The sequence below is a fragment of the Streptomyces sp. NPDC001351 genome, assembly GCF_042896045.1.
In the GTDB taxonomy this organism is placed as follows: domain Bacteria; phylum Actinomycetota; class Actinomycetes; order Streptomycetales; family Streptomycetaceae; genus Streptomyces.
Genome location: NZ_JBIAWS010000018.1, coordinates 25312 through 40628, shown reverse-complemented (window position 1 = coordinate 40628; position 15317 = coordinate 25312). Strand labels below are relative to the sequence as shown.

Below are 15317 nucleotides of genomic sequence, written 5' to 3'. Positions count from 1 at the left end.
CTACGAGGACGGGGCGACAAGCCGGTAACCGACACCGCGTACGGTCTCGATCAGGGCCGGCATGCGCAGCTTGGCGCGCAGGGACGCGACGTGCACCTCCAGGGTGCGTCCGGTCCCCTCCCAGCTGGTACGCCACACCTCGCTGATGATCTGCTCCCGGCGGAAGACGACCCCCGGGCGCTGTGCGAGGAGGGCGAGAAGATCGAACTCCTTGCGGGTCAGTTGGACAACCGAACCGTCCACGCTGACCTGTCGGGTGGGCAGTTCGATGAGCATGGACCCGAGGCGCAGCTCGTGGTCGCCGCCCGCCCCGGCGTCCTCGTGGACGCTGCGCCTGCTGACGGCGTGGATACGGGCGAGCAGTTCCCCGGTGTCGTACGGCTTCACCACGTAGTCGTCGGCGCCGAGGTTGAGGCCGTGGATGCGGGAGCGGACGTCGGAGCGCGCGGTGACCATGATCACCGGGGTGCTGGTGCGCTTGCGGATCTTGCCGCAGACCTCGTAGCCGTCCTGGTCGGGCAGACCCAGGTCGAGCAGGACGACGCCGAAGCCGTCGCCCTCGGGAACGAGCGCCTGGAGAGCTTCCTCGCCGCTGCGCGCGTGCGTGACGTCGAAACCGTGCCGCGCCAGAACCGCAGAAAGAGCGGCGGCGACATGGTTGTCGTCCTCGACGAGGAGCAGTCTCATCCGGGCCTCCTTCGGTTCATCGGCCGTACGAACAGGACGGGCACACAGTGCGTACAAAACGCCTGGCACGCGCGTGCGTGCATCAAGGCAGTCACGCTGATGGACGACGACGGCGTCAAGTGGGTTCCGGTTGCGGACCCCTTTAGTTACCCGGCTGATACGCGGCCCGCGCGCGAGTCCTGCGATGTGCTACGACACGTGTCCGATTGCTATCGGATCGTGATGCTCAGATTCCCCTCAGATGTAATGACGCTGGTGGAACGGGGTTACTACTGTCCTCCGAAACCGAGGAGGACGGAGCCCGATAGCGATGACCGAAGTATCGGTGGCCAAGGAAGATGTGGCCGCGACCGGCGAACTGGTCGTCCTGAAGAGCGTCAACAAGCACTTCGGCGCGTTGCACGTACTCCAGGACATCGACCTGACGATCGCCCGCGGCGAGGTCGTCGTGGTCATCGGGCCCTCCGGGTCCGGTAAGTCCACCCTGTGCCGCACCATCAACCGCCTGGAAACAGTCGACTCGGGCTCGATCACGATAGACGGCAAGTCGCTGCCCCAGGAGGGCAAGGAACTGGCCCGGCTGCGCGCCGACGTGGGGATGGTCTTCCAGTCCTTCAACCTCTTTGCGCACAAGACCGTGCTCGAGAACGTGATGCTGGGCCAGATCAAGGTCCGCAAGGCCGACAAGAAGAAGGCCGAGGAGAAGGCCCGGGCCCTGCTCGACCGGGTCGGCGTGGCCACCCAGGCGGACAAGTACCCCGCACAGCTCTCCGGCGGCCAGCAGCAGCGCGTCGCCATCGCGCGGGCGCTGGCCATGGACCCGAAGGTCATGCTCTTCGACGAGCCGACGTCGGCCCTCGACCCGGAGATGATCAACGAGGTCCTCGAGGTCATGCAGCAGCTCGCCCGCGACGGCATGACCATGATCGTCGTCACCCACGAGATGGGCTTCGCGCGATCGGCTGCAAACCGTGTGGTCTTCATGGCGGACGGCCGGATCGTCGAGGAGGCCGCGCCCGACCAGTTCTTCAGCAATCCGCGCAGCGACCGCGCCAAGGACTTCCTGTCGAAGATCCTCCACCACTGACGGTCCGCCCTGCCCGGCCCTCGCCGGCTCTCTTCTCTCCGCCGGCGCTCATCTCTTCACCGGCGCTCCTCTCTTCACCAGCCAAAGGATGTTCACCATGAAGCTCCGCAAGGTCACCGCTGCTTCGGCTGCCGTGCTCGCCCTCGCTGTGGCGGCTACGGCGTGCGGGTCGAACAACAGCAACAGCAGCAGCAGTTCGTCCGGTGGCGGTAAGAAGATCAAGATCGGTATCAAGTACGACCAGCCCGGTCTCGGCCTCAAGCAGCCGAACGGCACCTACTCCGGCTTCGACGTGGACGTGGCGACCTACGTCGCGGGCAAGCTCGGCTACAAGCCCAGCCAGATCGAGTTCATCGAGACCAAGAGCGCCGACCGCGAGAACGCGCTGGCCCGCGGAGACGTCAAGTTCATCGTGGCCTCGTACTCGATCACCGACGAGCGCAAGCAGAAGGTCGACTTCGCCGGCCCGTACTTCCTGGCGCACCAGGACCTGCTGGTCAAGCAGGGCTCGAAGATCGCCAAGGGCACGGACCTCAACGGTCAGAAGCTGTGCTCCGTGACCGGCTCCACCTCGGCACAGAAGATTGTGAAGATCGCCCCCAAGGTCAACCTCAAGGAGAACCCCGGCTACTCGGAGTGCGTCGCCAGCCTCCAGAGCGGCGCCGTGGACGCGCTGACCACCGATGACTCGATCCTCGCGGGCTACGCCTCGCAGGCCCAGTACAAGGGCCAGTTCAAGCTCCTCGGGCTCAAGCTCAGCAACGAGAACTACGGCATCGGCGTCAAGAAGGGTGACACCGCGACCGTCAACAAGATCAACGACGCCCTGAAGGCCATGGTCAGCGACGGCACCTGGAAGACCGACGTCGAGAAGAACTTCGGCCCGTCCAACTACAAGTACGAGCCCGCCCCGAAGATCGGCGTCATCGTCAAGTAACCCAGGGAACCGCAGCGCACGCAGGGTTCCACCGGCGCGCCGCCGCCCACCGCGATCACGGCGGCGGCGCGCCACGCCCTTCTCGTACGCCACACACCCGGAAGCGCGGGAGATCGTGTTCGACTTTCTTCATGGTTATGACGTCCTAGGGGCGTTCTGGATGACGGTGAAACTCACCGTCATCTCCGCCGTCGGCTCCCTGGTCTGGGGCACCCTGCTGGCCGGGATGCGGGTCAGCCCGGTCCCGCTGATGCGCGGTTTCGGCACCGCCTACGTCAACATCGTCCGGAACATCCCCCTGACGGTCATCATCGTCTTCAACTCGCTCGGCCTCGCCGACATCTTCGGCGTGACGCTGGGCGCTTCCGACTTCAAGATCCAGGGCTTCAGGCTGGCGGTGCTCGGTTTCGTCGCCTACACCTCTGCCTTCGTCTGTGAGGCGCTGCGCTCCGGCATCAACACCGTGCCGCTGGGCCAGGCCGAGGCGGCGCGCGCGATCGGGCTGAGCTTCAGCCAAACGCTGCGGCTCGTCGTGCTGCCGCAGGCGTTCCGTGCGGTCATCGGCCCGCTGGCCAACGTACTGATCGCGCTGACCAAGAACACCACCGTGGCAGCCGCGATCGGCGTGGCCGAGGCCGCCGCTCTGATGAAGACGATGATCGAGAACGAGGCTCAGACGCTGCTCATCGGCGCGGTCTTCGCCTTCGGCTTCGTGGTTCTGACTCTACCGACCGGCCTCATCCTCGGCTGGCTCGGCAAGCGACTGGCGGTGAAACGATGAGCTCGGTCCTCTACGACGCCCCCGGCCCCCGGGCAAAGCGGCGCAACGTCCTCTTGTCAGTGATCTTCGTCGCCCTGCTCGCCCTCCTGGTGTGGTGGATCTGGCAGGTGATGGACGACAAGGGCCAGCTGAAGTGGGCCCTGTGGCAGCCGTACACCACGTCCGAAGCGTGGACGACGTATCTCCTGCCGGGACTCGGCAACACGCTGAAGGCCGCCGCGCTCTCCATGGTCATCGCCCTCCCGTTGGGCGCCTTCTTCGGCATCGCGCGCATGTCGGACCACCGGTGGGTGCGGGTCCCCGCCGCAGTTGTGGTCGAGTTCTTCCGCTCGCTCCCGGTCCTCTTGCTGATGCTGTTCGCGAACGAGTTCTACGCCCGCTCCACGAACGTCACCACCGACGACCGGCCCCTGTACGCGGTCGTCACCGGCCTGGTGCTCTACAACGCCTCGGTCCTCGCCGAGATCGTCCGGGCCGGCATCCTGGCGCTCCCCAAGGGGCAGACGGAAGCCGCGTACGCGATCGGCCTGCGCAAGGGTCAGACGATGACCAGCATCCTGCTCCCGCAGGCGGTGACGGCCATGCTGCCGGCCATCGTCAGCCAGCTGGTGGTCATCGTGAAGGACACCGCGCTGGGCGGCGCGATGATCGGCTATGCGGAGCTGCTCAGCGCGCGCAGCACGTTCGCGGCCAACTACGCCAACGTCATCCAGAGCTTTATCGGAGTGGCGGTCATCTTCATCGTGGTCAACTTCCTCCTCACCAGCTTCGCGAGCTGGCTGGAAGGCAGGCTGCGGCGCAGCAAGCGGGGCACGGGCGCGGTCCTCACCGAGGACACGGTGGAGGTCAATCCGGCCGCGGTGGGCGGTACCTTCGGTACAGGTGCCGGCGACTCGATCTGATGATCGGTCAAGTGGCGTGAGCGACAGGGAGGCAGTGGCATGATCGCCACTGCCTCCGTCGCTTGACGCAAACCCCGCCAATGGGTTGCATACGTTCTGTGATCGTGCACCCTGCTCCAACTTCCTGTTCACATACGTCCGTCCGGACGCCGTCACGAGCAGGGGGCGCCGCGCCGTGGACCCGGTGATCATCGTCGGCGCGGGGCCTGTCGGGCTCACGCTCGCCCTGGCGTTGGCACGTCAGGAAGTGCCCTGCGTCGTGCTGGACGAGGGCCCCGGCAAGGAGGAACCGCGCCCTGCGCGGACCGTGGTCCTGCGCGAGGACACCGCCGCCCTGATGGAGCGGCTGAGCGGGCAGCCGCTCGCGCAGGAGGGAACCCGCTGGGCCGGATGGCGGTCCATGCGGCGCAAGCAGGTGATGCGCGAGGTCACGTTCGGCGGCGACGAACCCGCCCCGCTGCACATCGCCCAGCACGTCCTGACCGGCGCCCTGCGCGCCGCCCTGGCCACCGAGCCGCTCGTCGAGGTCGCCGTGGACAGCCGCCTCGACACCGTCGAGCAGGAGGCCTCGGGGGTCACCGCCCACACCCGCGGCCCCAAGGGCACCTGGTGGCGTGGCAGTTACCTGGTCGGCTGCGACGGCCCGCGCTCCACCGTGCGCAAGCTCCAGGACATCCGCTTCCCGGGACGTACGGCGGTGGAGCGGCACGCCGTGGCCGCGCTGCGCACGGAACTTCCGTGGGGGGACGAAGCGTTGCTCCATCGGATGCCGCCTTGGCGTACGTCCGGACCCTCGGCCGGGGAGGTAACCGCCCGCCCCCTCCCGGACGGCGTGTGGCGCCTGGACTGGCTGCTGCCGCCGGGCAAGGACCTGGTCACGCCCGAGCTGCTGCTGGCCCGCATCCGGGAGACCCTGGCCGGCTGGACCGGGGGCCCGACGCCGCCGTACGAGCTTCTCGACACCGGAGTCCACACGGTCCACCACCGTCTGGCCCGCCGCTGGCGGGTCCGCCGGGTCTTCCTCGCCGGTGACGCGGCGCACCTGCTCGGCGCGCTGGGCGCGCAGGGACTCGACGAGGGGCTCAGGGACGCCGACAACCTGGCCTGGAAGCTGGCGCTCGCCTGGCACCACGGACCGCACGAGGCGCTGCTCGACAGCTATCAGGCGGAGCGACGCGGAGTCGTCGCAGGCCGGCTGCGCGCCGCCGACCAGGCCCTGCCGCTGCTGCGCGGCGGCGGAGGACTGCGCGCCTATGTGCGCGGCTCGGCCCGAGGCCACGACGCGCTGCTCACGGACGGTCATCTGGGGCGCGGAACACTCGGTGCGCCGGGGGCGTACGCCGCCTCCCCGCTCGCTCCCCAGCACCTCGAAGCCGAGGTGCCCGTGGACACGGCGCCCGGCGAGCCGGTCACCGATGTGCGGGTCACCGCGGAGGACGGCACCTTCGTACAGCTGCGGGACCGGCTCGGGCGCGGAGCCCTGCTGGTGGTGCTGATCGCGCCCGGCACGGCGGTGTGGGACCGCAAGCACTGGATGACCGCCGGGATCATGCCCCGGCTGGCAGCCGCGGTCGCCGCGCTGCCGCACCGCGCCGAGTTGCTGGTCGCGGAGAGCTATCCCGGTGCGGCCGCTCACACCGTGCTACTGGTGCGCCCGGACGGACACCTGGTCACCGCGCTGGGCGGAGTGCACCCGGCCGAGCTCTACTCGGCGGCGGAGGCGACGCTGGGAGGGCCGGCGAAGGCGGAGGCCACGGCCGCCTCGGCATCGAATTAACCCGAAAGTGACCTTACTCACCGTCACCCTGTGGTCCACATCGTGACGGTGAGTTGACCGCTGTACACCATCAATGGTGTACTCCGGATCGTGACCGACACCTTTGCGCGCCTGTGGCGGAGGGTCCATATGGACCTCGTCCGCTATGCGGGCTGCGTGTGTCGTCCGTCCTGCTGAATTCGCATCCCCTCTTCCCGCGCGCGCCTCCCAGTGCTGCCGCGCGCCCCCGCGAACGCTTCCTCAGGACGGTGCCACGTGTCTGTCTCCCCTTCTGCCCCTCCCTCTGCCGCCGCAGCCGCCCAGGCTCCGACACAGGCGGACCTCTTCGACTTCGTACGGCGTACGGCCGCGGACGCGGAGCTGATCGCCTCCCTCCCGCTCGATCCCGAGGGGCGCACCTGGGTGCGTCTGGAGGGGCCCGGCGGCAGCGAGGCCTGGCTGATCGGCTGGCCGCCCGGCACGGGCACCGGCTGGCACGACCATGCCGAGTCCGTCGGCGCCTTCGTGACGGCGTCCGGTGAGCTCAAGGAGAACTCGCTCGCCGCCCGGCTGCCCGCCGACGGCTGGAAGACCCTGGAACTCACCGACGGCGTGGACAGGGAGCGGCAGCTGCCGGCCGGCAAGGGTCGTGCCTTCGGCCGCCACCATGTACACGAGGTGCTCAACGAGTCCACCGACGAACACGCGGTCTCCGTCCACGCCTACTACCCGCCGCTGCCGCAGATCCGCCGCTACAGCCGTGTCGGCCAGGTCCTGCGCCTGGAGCAGGTCGAGCGCCCGGAGGACTGGCAGTGAGCGGCGACGGTCCGGTCGGCGGGCAAGCGGGCGGTGCGGGTGAACAGCCCGTCGGCATCGACGAGTTGCTGGAGCGGGTGCGCGGGGGCTACGAGCGGATCGAGCCGAAGGACGCGTACGACGCCGCTCGCGCCGGCGAGGCACTCCTGGTCGACATCCGATACGCCGCCCTGCGCGAGCGGGACGGTCTGATCCCGGGCGCCCTCGTCGTCGAGCGCAACGAGCTGGAGTGGCGCCTCGACCCGCAGGGCAGCCACCGCGCGCCCGAGGCCACGAGTCACGAGCTGCGGGTCGTGGTGATCTGCAACGAGGGCTATGCGTCGAGCCTCGCGGCGGCCTCCCTGCACGGTTTGGGGCTGGGACGGGCCACCGATCTGGTCGGCGGGTTCCAGGCGTGGAAGGCGGCGGGACTGCCGGTGACGTCATAGGCGGTTTGCGATCGGCCGTCGCCGACGCCGGTACCCGACAGCCGTCCGGCATGGCTATGAGCTGGGTTCGCGGCGGACGACGACTGCACCGGCAAGGAGCCACCGCGCCGCCGGGATCGGCGGTCACGCCGTACTGAGCGCGGCCCTCATCCCGGCGGCCGCACACCTATGGCTCCAGCCCCGTCAGAACCCCTCGTCCCCGAGGAACTCCGTGTCCTCCCCCTCCTCCTCCAGCGCCTGCCTGACCACCCGCAGCGCCATGCCCTCGGAGTAGCCCTTGCGGGCGAGCATGCCCGCGAGGCGGCGCAGCCGCTTGTCGCGGTCGAGGCCGCGCGTGGAACGCAGCTTGCGGACGACGAGTTCGCGCGCGGTCGCCTCCTCCTGCTCCGAGTCCAGCTGGGAGACGGCCGCGTCGATCAGCGTGGAGTCGACGCCCTTGGTCCGCAGCTCCTGGGCCAGCGCCCGCCGGGCGAGCCCCCGGCCGTGGTGCCGGGACTCCACCCAGGCGTCCGCGAACGCGCTGTCGTTGATCAACCCGACTTCCTCGAACCGCGACAGCACCTCCTCCGCGGCCTCGTCCGGAATCTCCCGCTTGCGCAGGGCGTCGGCGAGCTGCTTGCGCGTGCGCGGGGTCCCGGTGAGCAGGCGCAGGCAGATCGCCCGCGCCCGCTCCACCGGGTCCGCCGGAGACTCCTCCTGCTCGGCCCTCGACGAGGAGGCGGAGCTCCCGTCCTCACCGGGCGGCTCGCCGCGGCGCCGTTGCCGGCGCCCGCGGGATCCGCCCGCCCCACGGGTCCGGCCGCCACGGCGCGAACCACCACCGGACGAGCCGAAACCGTCCGGCCCCCCGTCGTCCGGCCACTCGCTGCCGCCCGGCTCGTCGCCGTACGACCCCCCGGTGTCGTACGCCGTCGTGCCGCGTGACCGCGCGCGGTCGTGTCCCCCCTGCGGGCCGCGCCCCGCATCGGCGCCGTACGCATCGCCGTCCGGCCCGGCCGGAGCCGCGTCGCCTCTCCCGTCCCGCGCTCGCGGAGGGTCCGGGTAGGCGTACTCGGCCCAATCGGTTCGCCGTGTCATACGTCAGCTCTTGGCAGCCGGAGCCTTGGTCTTGGCTGTCTTGGCCGCAGGAGCAGGCACCGCCTTCGCGGTGTCGTCCGCGGTGGCGGAGACGGCGGCGTCCGCGCCCGGCTCGGCGGTGGGCTCCTCCGGACGCACGCCGACGCCCAGCTTCTCCTTGATCTTCTTCTCGATCTCGTTGGCCAGGTCGGGGTTGTCCTTCAGGAAGTTGCGCGCGTTCTCCTTGCCCTGGCCGAGCTGGTCGCCCTCGTACGTGTACCAGGCACCGGCCTTGCGGACGAAGCCGTGCTCCACGCCCATGTCGATCAGGCCGCCCTCGCGGCTGATGCCCTGGCCGTAGAGGATGTCGAACTCGGCCTGCTTGAAGGGCGGGGCGACCTTGTTCTTGACGACCTTGCAGCGGGTGCGGTTGCCGACCGCCTCGGTGCCGTCCTTCAGGGTCTCGATGCGGCGGATGTCGATGCGCACCGAGGCGTAGAACTTCAGCGCCCGGCCACCGGTCGTGGTCTCCGGGGAGCCGAACATCACGCCGATCTTCTCGCGAAGCTGGTTGATGAAGATCGCGGTGGTCTTGGACTGGTTGAGCGCGCTGGTGATCTTCCGCAGGGCCTGGCTCATCAGACGGGCCTGGAGACCGACGTGGCTGTCGCCCATCTCGCCCTCGATCTCCGCGCGCGGGACGAGCGCGGCGACGGAGTCGATGACGATGAGGTCGAGGGCGCCGGAGCGGACCAGCATGTCCACGATCTCCAGGGCCTGCTCGCCGTTGTCCGGCTGGGAGAGGATCAGGTTGTCGATGTCGACGCCGAGCTTCTTCGCGTACTCGGGGTCGAGGGCGTGCTCCGCGTCCACGAAGGCGACCTGGCCACCTGCCTTCTGCGCGTTCGCCACCGCGTGCAGGGTCAGGGTCGTCTTACCGGAGGACTCCGGGCCGTACACCTCCACCACACGGCCACGCGGCAGGCCGCCGACGCCGAGGGCGACGTCGAGTGCGGTCGACCCGGTGGGGATGACCTCGATGGGCTCGTTCGGGCGCTCGCCGAGGCGCATCACGGCGCCCTTGCCGAACTGCCGTTCAATCTGTGCGAGCGCGGCGTCGAGCGCCTTCTCGCGGTCGGTTCCTGCCATGGGTTCCACCCGGTTTGCTTGAGTCGATCGCTTCACGTCAAAGACGCTAACGCCTGCCACTGACAATGCGCCCCGACGCCCGTCCGGCCTGTGGATAACTCGGGTACATCTCCGCCAAAACCACAGCGAATTACCCGTCGAGAGCCTCGCCGGAGCCTCCATAAGAATGGATGTTCGATTTTCGTGTCAAGCGCACCACGTGGCACCTCCGACCCTACGTCCGCAGTCCGACAACAGGCTGGACTCCGAGCCCTGCGGCCGTTGTTCGTGCCGGCGTCAGGTCCGACTACTCCCGACTACTCCCGGCGGCGTACGGGAGGTGTCTTCGGCCGGACGACGACCGGAGGGGGTGCTTTCGCGAGGCTGACGGCATGGAGAGCAAGAAGCCCGTCCGAGGGAGCGGCACGGTGCCGACGCGGCCGTCAACCGCGGTGGCGTGGTGGTCGGGGGCGCGCCCGGCGGAGCGCCTCTGCCACACCGTCGGACTTCTTCTGATCGTCTCCGGTCTCGTGCACCTGGTGGTGTTCGCCGTCGACGGCGGCCCCTGGGACGGGCCCGTCTCCTGGCGCAAGCCCGTCACCTTCGGGCTGTCCTTCGGGGCGACGCTGATCGCGGTGACCTGGGTGACGTCATATCTGCGCATCGATTCGCGGCTGCGCGCCCTGCTGCTCGTCGTGTTCGCTGCTGACTGCGTCGTGGAGGTCGGCGGTATCACCCTTCAGGCCTGGCGCCGGGTGCCCTCGCACCTCGACATGGAGACACCGTTCGACACCGCGGTGTCCATGACGCTCGCGGTGGGTGGTGGCGTCCTCGTGGTGCTGCTCACCGTGTTCGCCGCCGCGTCGTTCCGGCACCGGCCCGCAGGTCCCGCCGGGATGGCGCTCGCGGTGCGTTCCGGCTTCGCGATCCTGCTCGTCGCGCTCGCTTCGGGCGCGGCGATGATCGCGCGCGGCGTCGTGCTCACCCGGACCGGGCACCAGGAGTCGGCCTACCACTCGACGGCGCCGCTCAAGCCGCTGCACGGAGTCAGCCTGCATGCGGTACTCGTCCTGCCGGTGCTGGCCCGGCTGCTGTCCCGCACGTCCTGGAGCGAGCCGGCCCGGAGGCGGATCGTGGCCGCGGCGACCGGTTGCTACGTGGCTGCCGTCATCGGCGCCGGGGTGTGGGCCGTCCTCACGTACTGAGCCGGTTGCGCCCGCTCATCGGGCCGTTCCTCAGGAGGAACCCTCCCCGGCTTCCACCGCTTCGTCCCGTGCCACCCCCGGCCGCCGTATCCACAGCTGTCTCGCGCGCGTGAGCAGACCCGGCCCCGATCCCCCTCTCCGGTGGCCGTGTACACGAGGGTCGTCCGTGACGGCGTACCGCTTCACGTACGCCCCCAGGAACGCCTGCAGCGTGGCGACCGCGGGGATGGCGATCAGCGCGCCGACGGCGCCGAGGAGGGCGGTGCCGGCGATGACCGAGCCGAAGGCGACGGCGGGGTGGATGTCGACGGTCTTCGCGGTCAGCTTGGGCTGCAGCATGTAGTTCTCGAACTGCTGGTAGACCACGACGAAGATCAGCACCCACAGCGCGTACCAGGGATCGACGGTGAAGGCGACCAGCATGGGCAGGGCGCCCGCGAGGTAGGTGCCGATGGTCGGGATGAACTGGGAGACCAGGCCCACCCAGACGCCGAGCACGGGCGCGTAGGGCACACCCAGGATCTGCAGCAGGATGTAGTGCGCTATGCCGGAGATGAGCGCCATCAGGCCGCGCGAGTAGATGTAACCGCCGGTCTTGTCGACGGCGATCTCCCACGCACGCAGCACCTCGGCCTGACGCGCCGGTGGCAGGACGGAGCAGATCGCGCGGCGCAGCCGCGGGCCGTCCGCCGCGAAGTAGAACGAGAACAAGGTGATCGTCAGCAGCTGGAAGAGGCCGCCGATGACCTGCGCGGACACGTCCAGCACACCGGTGGCGCTGTTCTGCACGTAGTTGCGCAGCCAGTTGGAGCGGAGCAGGCCCTCCTGGACGTCGACGCGTCTGAGCTCGGTGTGGAAGTGCGTGTTGACCCAGTTGATGACGGAGTCGAGGTAGTTCGGGAACTCCTCGACGATCTTGATGATCTGGCCCGCGAGCATGGAGCCGAGGAGGGTGACGAAGCCCGCCGCCATGATCATTACGGCGAGGAAGACGAAGCCCGTAGCCAGCCCCCTGCGTATGCCGCGCGAGGCCATCCAGCTCACCGCGGGCTCGATGGCCAGAGCCAGGAAGAACGCGATGAGAATGTTGATCAGCAGGCCGGTGAGCTGGTGGAACGCCCAGGTGCCCAGCTGGAAAGCCGCATAGAGGGCGAGGACGAGCACCACTGCGCGCGGCAGCCAGCGCGGCATGCGGACGCTCGGCCCGGCGGCGTCGGCCGAAGGCCTGCCGGGCGGCGTCGTGCCGAACGGGGATGCGTGCTGGGCCGTCTGCCCGGCCTCGTCAGTGGGTGCCACGGAGCAAGTCTCGCCCACTGGTCTGACAATCAACTACCGTCCTGCGATCTTCGTGACCGATCAGTGCTTCTCCCGCGGAACGTCCATGACCGTGCAGACCACTCGCCACACGTCCTTGGCATCCCACCCGGCGTCCAGCGCCCCGTGCACCGTGCGACCGCCGAGCTCCGCCATCACATGGTCGCGTGCGAAGGTGTCGGCGTATCCCGGACCGAAGTGATCCGCCATCCGCTGCCAGAAGACCGTCAACCGCATGACTCCAGTATCCCGCCCCTGAGGGTGGGCCTGAGCCGGGACCCCTTGCCGAGACCGCTTTCCGCCCTACGGTCTGACGCATGTCCGAAACAGGAGCTTCCGCACTCCCTGCCACACCCCCGGCACGCTCCCCGCTCTTCCGGGCCGAGCACTTCGTCTGGCTCACCGCGCGCGTGCTGGAACAGCGCCTCTTCGCGTACCACTTCCTGAACGGGGGCGCCGACCCGGTGGAGACAGCGCTGGACGCGTACCGCAACGAGGACGGCGGGTACGGCCACGCACTGGAGCCCGATCTGCGCGGCCCGGTCAGCCAGCCGCTGCACACTGTGCACGCGCTGCGCGTTCTGGATGCCATAGGGCGCTGTGGCGGACAGCGGGTGGAGCGCGTGTGCCGCTATCTGACGGCCGTGTCCACGACGGACGGTGCCCTGCCGGCGATCCGTCCCAGCCAGCGCGGCTATCCGGCGGCCCCCTTCATGCCGATCGTGGACGACCCGCCCAGCGAACTCCTCACCACGGGCCCGGTGGTGGGCCTGCTGCACCGCAACGAGGTGTGGCACGCCTGGCTGTTCAGGGCCACGGACTTCTGCTGGCATGCGGTCGAGTCGCTGGAGAAGTCCCACCCCTACGAGATCGAGGCCGCCGTGGCCTTCCTGGACTCCGCTCCCGACCGCCCGCGCGCGGAGGCGGCTGCCGACCGCCTCGGGCGCCTGGTGCGCGAACACCGGCTCGCGGCTCTGGAGCCCGACCGCCTCGACGCGTACCCGGTCGCCCCCGGCTACGCGCCTGATGAGCGCCATTTCCCGCACGACTACGCGAAGACGCCGAGCTCTCTGGCGCGCGCGTGGTTCACGGATGCGGAGATGACACGCTCCCTCGACTTCCTCGCGGACGCGCAGCACGAGGACGGCGGCTGGCCCGTCCGCCGGCACCGGTGGGCACCGGGCACCGCCCTGGAGGCTCGCCCCATGGCGACGATCCAGGCGCTGCACACCCTCAGGGCGCACGGGCGTCCCATCGGCTGACCCGGGCGCCGTCACCCGCCCATGGCGCGCACTCCGGCGGTCACCACGACGGCAGCCGCCACGACGAGCAGGAACGGGGCGCGCAGGACCAGCGCCACGGCGGCTGCGGCGAGCCCTGCAACCCGCGCGTCGAGCACCAGGGCGTGCCCGTCGGCGAAGGTCTGCTGGGCCGTGAGGGCGGCGAGAAGTGCCACCGGCAGCAGTGCGGCCAGACGCCTGACGAGCGGCTTCTCGAGCACGCCCGCGGGTACGAGCAGTCCGGCGAGTTTGACGGCGTAACAGCCGAAGGCCGTCGCGCCGATCGCGATCCAGGTGTTCAACGGTCTTCCCCTGGGAGGTCGTTCTCGTGTGCTTCCCTGCGTGACGTGCCCCTGCGGCGGCCCTCCAGGAAGAGAACGGCGGGCGCTGCCAACGCGGCCACCAGGACAGGCACTCCGGCGGGCAGCACGGGCAGCAGAGCGAGCCCCACAAGGACGGCGAGGCCGGCCACCGCGCGCTCGGTGGTGGTCTTGAGCATCGGCGCGAGCAGAGCGAGGAAAACGGCCGGCCCGGCGGCGTCGAGGCCCCATGCGTCGGTGTTCCCGATGGCGTCGGCGCCCAGTGCGCCGAGGAACGTGGTGAGGTTCCACAGCAGATACAGGCTGAGCCCGGTGACCGCGAACCCGATGCGCGTCCCCCGCCGCGTGGGCTGTGCCAGCGCGACCGCGGTGGTCTCGTCGATGACCCACTGGGCGGCGAACGGCCGCACCGCGCGCGGGAGAGCGAGCAACTGGGACAGACGGAGCCCGTAGAAGGCGTTGCGTACCCCCAGGAAGAAGGCGCCCGCCGCTGCCGTGAGCGGGTTGCCACCGGCCGCGAGCGCCCCCACGAGGGCGAACTGGGAGGCGCCGGTGAACACCAGGAGGCTGAGCGCGCAGGTCTGCAGCAGCGTGAGCCCGCTGCCGGCCGAGGTCACCCCGAATGCGAAGCCGGACAGTCCTACGGCGACGCCGACTCCGAGCGCATCCCGTACGACGGCGGAGTCCGCTTTTCCTCCGCCTTCCGGACGTATGCCGGTGAGAGCTGTCTGTTCTGCCACCCGCCCGACGGTACGAGCAGTCGCCCTCGTGCTTCTTGTACGTTCTTGCGCTCGCGCCGGTAAGCCCCAGGGGGCACGCCGACGATCCGGGTGAAGTGCCGGTTCAGGTGCGGCTGATCGGTGAACCCGACGGCGACGGCAGTCTCCGCGGGCGTCGTACCGGCGTCCAGCAGCCGTCGCGCCCGCCGCACCCGGGCGTCCGTGAGCCAGGCGTGCGGCGGCATCCCGTAGGCGTCCCGGAACGCCCGCAGCAGAGCGAACGGGCTGGTGCCGAGATCAGCCGCAAGCCTCTCCAGGGTCGGAGGCTCGGCCAGCCGCTCCTCCAGCACGGCACGCGCGCGTGCCGCGATCCGGGCACCCGCCGTCCGCACCTCCCGCTGCGGCAGCGACCCGCCATTGAGCCGCAGCAGCCTCGTCACCGCGACCCGCAGCAGCGTGTCGGCGGCCAGCGCATTACTGTCCTCCGCGGCACGCAGCACCTGATGCACCAGCCCCACGGTGTACGGATCGTCGAGCACCGGGCTGACGAACCCGGTCGCCCCCCGAATGAACGTGGTCTCGGCCGCGATCTCGGCCACCACCTCCGGCGACGGATACACGGCCCCGTACCGCCACCCCTCGGGCACACCGGCCCGCCCGGTGTGCGGAGTGTCCGGATTGACCAGCGCGAGCGCCCCCGCCCCCGCGTACTGATCGGCCCCGCGATGGTGAAAGACCTCGACCCCGTCGGCGATGGCAGCGATGACGAAGTTCTCGTGCGTATGCCGCACGAACTCTTTGCGGATGTACCGCGCACGCAGCAGATCGACCCCGGGCAACTCGGCGTACCGCCAGTGCCGAGCCAGTTCCTTCCCCGACCCCGCCATACCCCCATTCTCCG

Annotated in this window: 18 protein-coding genes; 10 read left to right on the top strand and 8 right to left on the bottom strand. The window is 69.8% G+C overall.

Features of this window, described 5'->3' with window-relative positions; translation table 11 throughout:
- A complete protein-coding gene (locus tag ACFY1U_RS43340; protein WP_099931752.1) occupies positions 1 to 687 on the bottom strand; it encodes a response regulator transcription factor in 687 nt (228 codons plus the stop codon).
- 310 nt (positions 688 to 997) lie between these two features.
- Between ACFY1U_RS43340 and ACFY1U_RS43335 the strand changes: the two genes are divergently transcribed.
- The 8 genes from ACFY1U_RS43335 (at position 998) to ACFY1U_RS43300 (ending at position 7394) form a co-directional block, all read left to right on the top strand.
- Entirely contained in the window at positions 998 to 1774 is a 777-nt protein-coding gene (locus tag ACFY1U_RS43335) for an amino acid ABC transporter ATP-binding protein (RefSeq protein WP_390699595.1), read from the top strand.
- A 97-nt stretch (positions 1775 to 1871) separates the two neighbouring features.
- Complete coding sequence (locus ACFY1U_RS43330; RefSeq protein ID WP_390699594.1) at positions 1872 to 2711, top strand: glutamate ABC transporter substrate-binding protein; 840 nt, start codon at positions 1872 to 1874, stop codon at positions 2709 to 2711.
- 115 nt (positions 2712 to 2826) lie between these two features.
- Positions 2827 to 3492, top strand: coding sequence for an amino acid ABC transporter permease (locus ACFY1U_RS43325; protein ID WP_390699593.1), 666 nt, complete (start codon positions 2827 to 2829; stop codon positions 3490 to 3492).
- Positions 3489 to 4394 carry an amino acid ABC transporter permease gene (locus tag ACFY1U_RS43320; protein ID WP_390699592.1) on the top strand — a complete coding sequence of 302 codons (906 nt, stop codon included), beginning with the start codon at positions 3489 to 3491 and terminating at the stop codon, positions 4392 to 4394. The genes ACFY1U_RS43325 and ACFY1U_RS43320 overlap by 4 nt, the downstream gene beginning before the upstream one ends.
- Before the next feature lie 175 nt (positions 4395 to 4569).
- A complete protein-coding gene (locus ACFY1U_RS43315) occupies positions 4570 to 6171 on the top strand; it encodes an FAD-dependent monooxygenase (protein WP_390699591.1) in 1602 nt (533 codons plus the stop codon).
- A 129-nt stretch (positions 6172 to 6300) separates the two neighbouring features.
- Complete coding sequence (locus tag ACFY1U_RS43310) at positions 6301 to 6348, top strand: hypothetical protein (protein WP_309506048.1); 48 nt, start codon at positions 6301 to 6303, stop codon at positions 6346 to 6348.
- A gap of 78 nt (positions 6349 to 6426) precedes the next feature.
- A complete protein-coding gene (locus ACFY1U_RS43305; RefSeq protein WP_390699590.1) occupies positions 6427 to 6966 on the top strand; it encodes a cysteine dioxygenase in 540 nt (179 codons plus the stop codon).
- Positions 6963 to 7394: a rhodanese-like domain-containing protein gene (locus ACFY1U_RS43300; RefSeq protein WP_390699589.1), complete on the top strand. Its 432-nt coding sequence runs from the start codon at positions 6963 to 6965 to the stop codon at positions 7392 to 7394. Before ACFY1U_RS43305 ends, ACFY1U_RS43300 begins: the two co-directional genes overlap by 4 nt.
- Before the next feature lie 183 nt (positions 7395 to 7577).
- On the opposite strand, the gene recX is transcribed toward ACFY1U_RS43300, so the two are convergent.
- Both recX and recA read right to left on the bottom strand, forming a co-directional pair.
- Positions 7578 to 8471 carry a recombination regulator RecX gene (gene recX / locus ACFY1U_RS43295; RefSeq protein WP_390699588.1) on the bottom strand — a complete coding sequence of 298 codons (894 nt, stop codon included), beginning with the start codon at positions 8469 to 8471 and terminating at the stop codon, positions 7578 to 7580.
- A gap of 3 nt (positions 8472 to 8474) precedes the next feature.
- A complete protein-coding gene (gene recA / locus ACFY1U_RS43290; RefSeq protein ID WP_390699587.1) occupies positions 8475 to 9599 on the bottom strand; it encodes a recombinase RecA in 1125 nt (374 codons plus the stop codon).
- A gap of 371 nt (positions 9600 to 9970) precedes the next feature.
- On the opposite strand from recA, the gene ACFY1U_RS43285 reads away from it, so the two are divergent.
- A complete protein-coding gene (locus ACFY1U_RS43285; protein ID WP_390699586.1) occupies positions 9971 to 10783 on the top strand; it encodes a hypothetical protein in 813 nt (270 codons plus the stop codon).
- Between the two features lie 30 nt (positions 10784 to 10813).
- Here the strand turns inward: ACFY1U_RS43285 and ACFY1U_RS43280 are convergent, their stop codons facing one another.
- Together ACFY1U_RS43280 and ACFY1U_RS43275 are read right to left on the bottom strand one after the other, a co-directional pair.
- Positions 10814 to 12079, bottom strand: a complete 1266-nt coding sequence (locus ACFY1U_RS43280) for an AI-2E family transporter (RefSeq protein WP_390699585.1) — start codon at positions 12077 to 12079, stop codon at positions 10814 to 10816.
- 60 nt (positions 12080 to 12139) lie between these two features.
- Positions 12140 to 12334, bottom strand: a complete 195-nt coding sequence (locus ACFY1U_RS43275) for a DUF3046 domain-containing protein (protein ID WP_030947308.1) — start codon at positions 12332 to 12334, stop codon at positions 12140 to 12142.
- 80 nt (positions 12335 to 12414) lie between these two features.
- Between ACFY1U_RS43275 and ACFY1U_RS43270 the strand changes: the two genes are divergently transcribed.
- Positions 12415 to 13359: a hypothetical protein gene (locus ACFY1U_RS43270; RefSeq protein ID WP_390699584.1), complete on the top strand. Its 945-nt coding sequence runs from the start codon at positions 12415 to 12417 to the stop codon at positions 13357 to 13359.
- Positions 13360 to 13370: 11 nt separating this feature from the next.
- On the opposite strand, the gene ACFY1U_RS43265 is transcribed toward ACFY1U_RS43270, so the two are convergent.
- The 3 genes from ACFY1U_RS43265 to ACFY1U_RS43255 are packed head-to-tail and all read right to left on the bottom strand — an operon-like array spanning position 13371 to position 15303.
- The gene (locus tag ACFY1U_RS43265; protein WP_351482407.1) at positions 13371 to 13679 is read right to left on the bottom strand and encodes an AzlD domain-containing protein; all 309 of its coding nucleotides are present in this window, start codon (positions 13677 to 13679) and stop codon (positions 13371 to 13373) included.
- Positions 13676 to 14437, bottom strand: coding sequence for an AzlC family ABC transporter permease (locus ACFY1U_RS43260; RefSeq protein WP_390699583.1), 762 nt, complete (start codon positions 14435 to 14437; stop codon positions 13676 to 13678). Before ACFY1U_RS43260 ends, ACFY1U_RS43265 begins: the two co-directional genes overlap by 4 nt.
- Positions 14338 to 15303 (bottom strand): AraC family transcriptional regulator, encoded by a 966-nt coding sequence (locus tag ACFY1U_RS43255; RefSeq protein WP_390699582.1) that lies wholly within the window; start codon positions 15301 to 15303, stop codon positions 14338 to 14340. Before ACFY1U_RS43255 ends, ACFY1U_RS43260 begins: the two co-directional genes overlap by 100 nt.
- Positions 15304 to 15317: the final 14 nt, after the last annotated feature.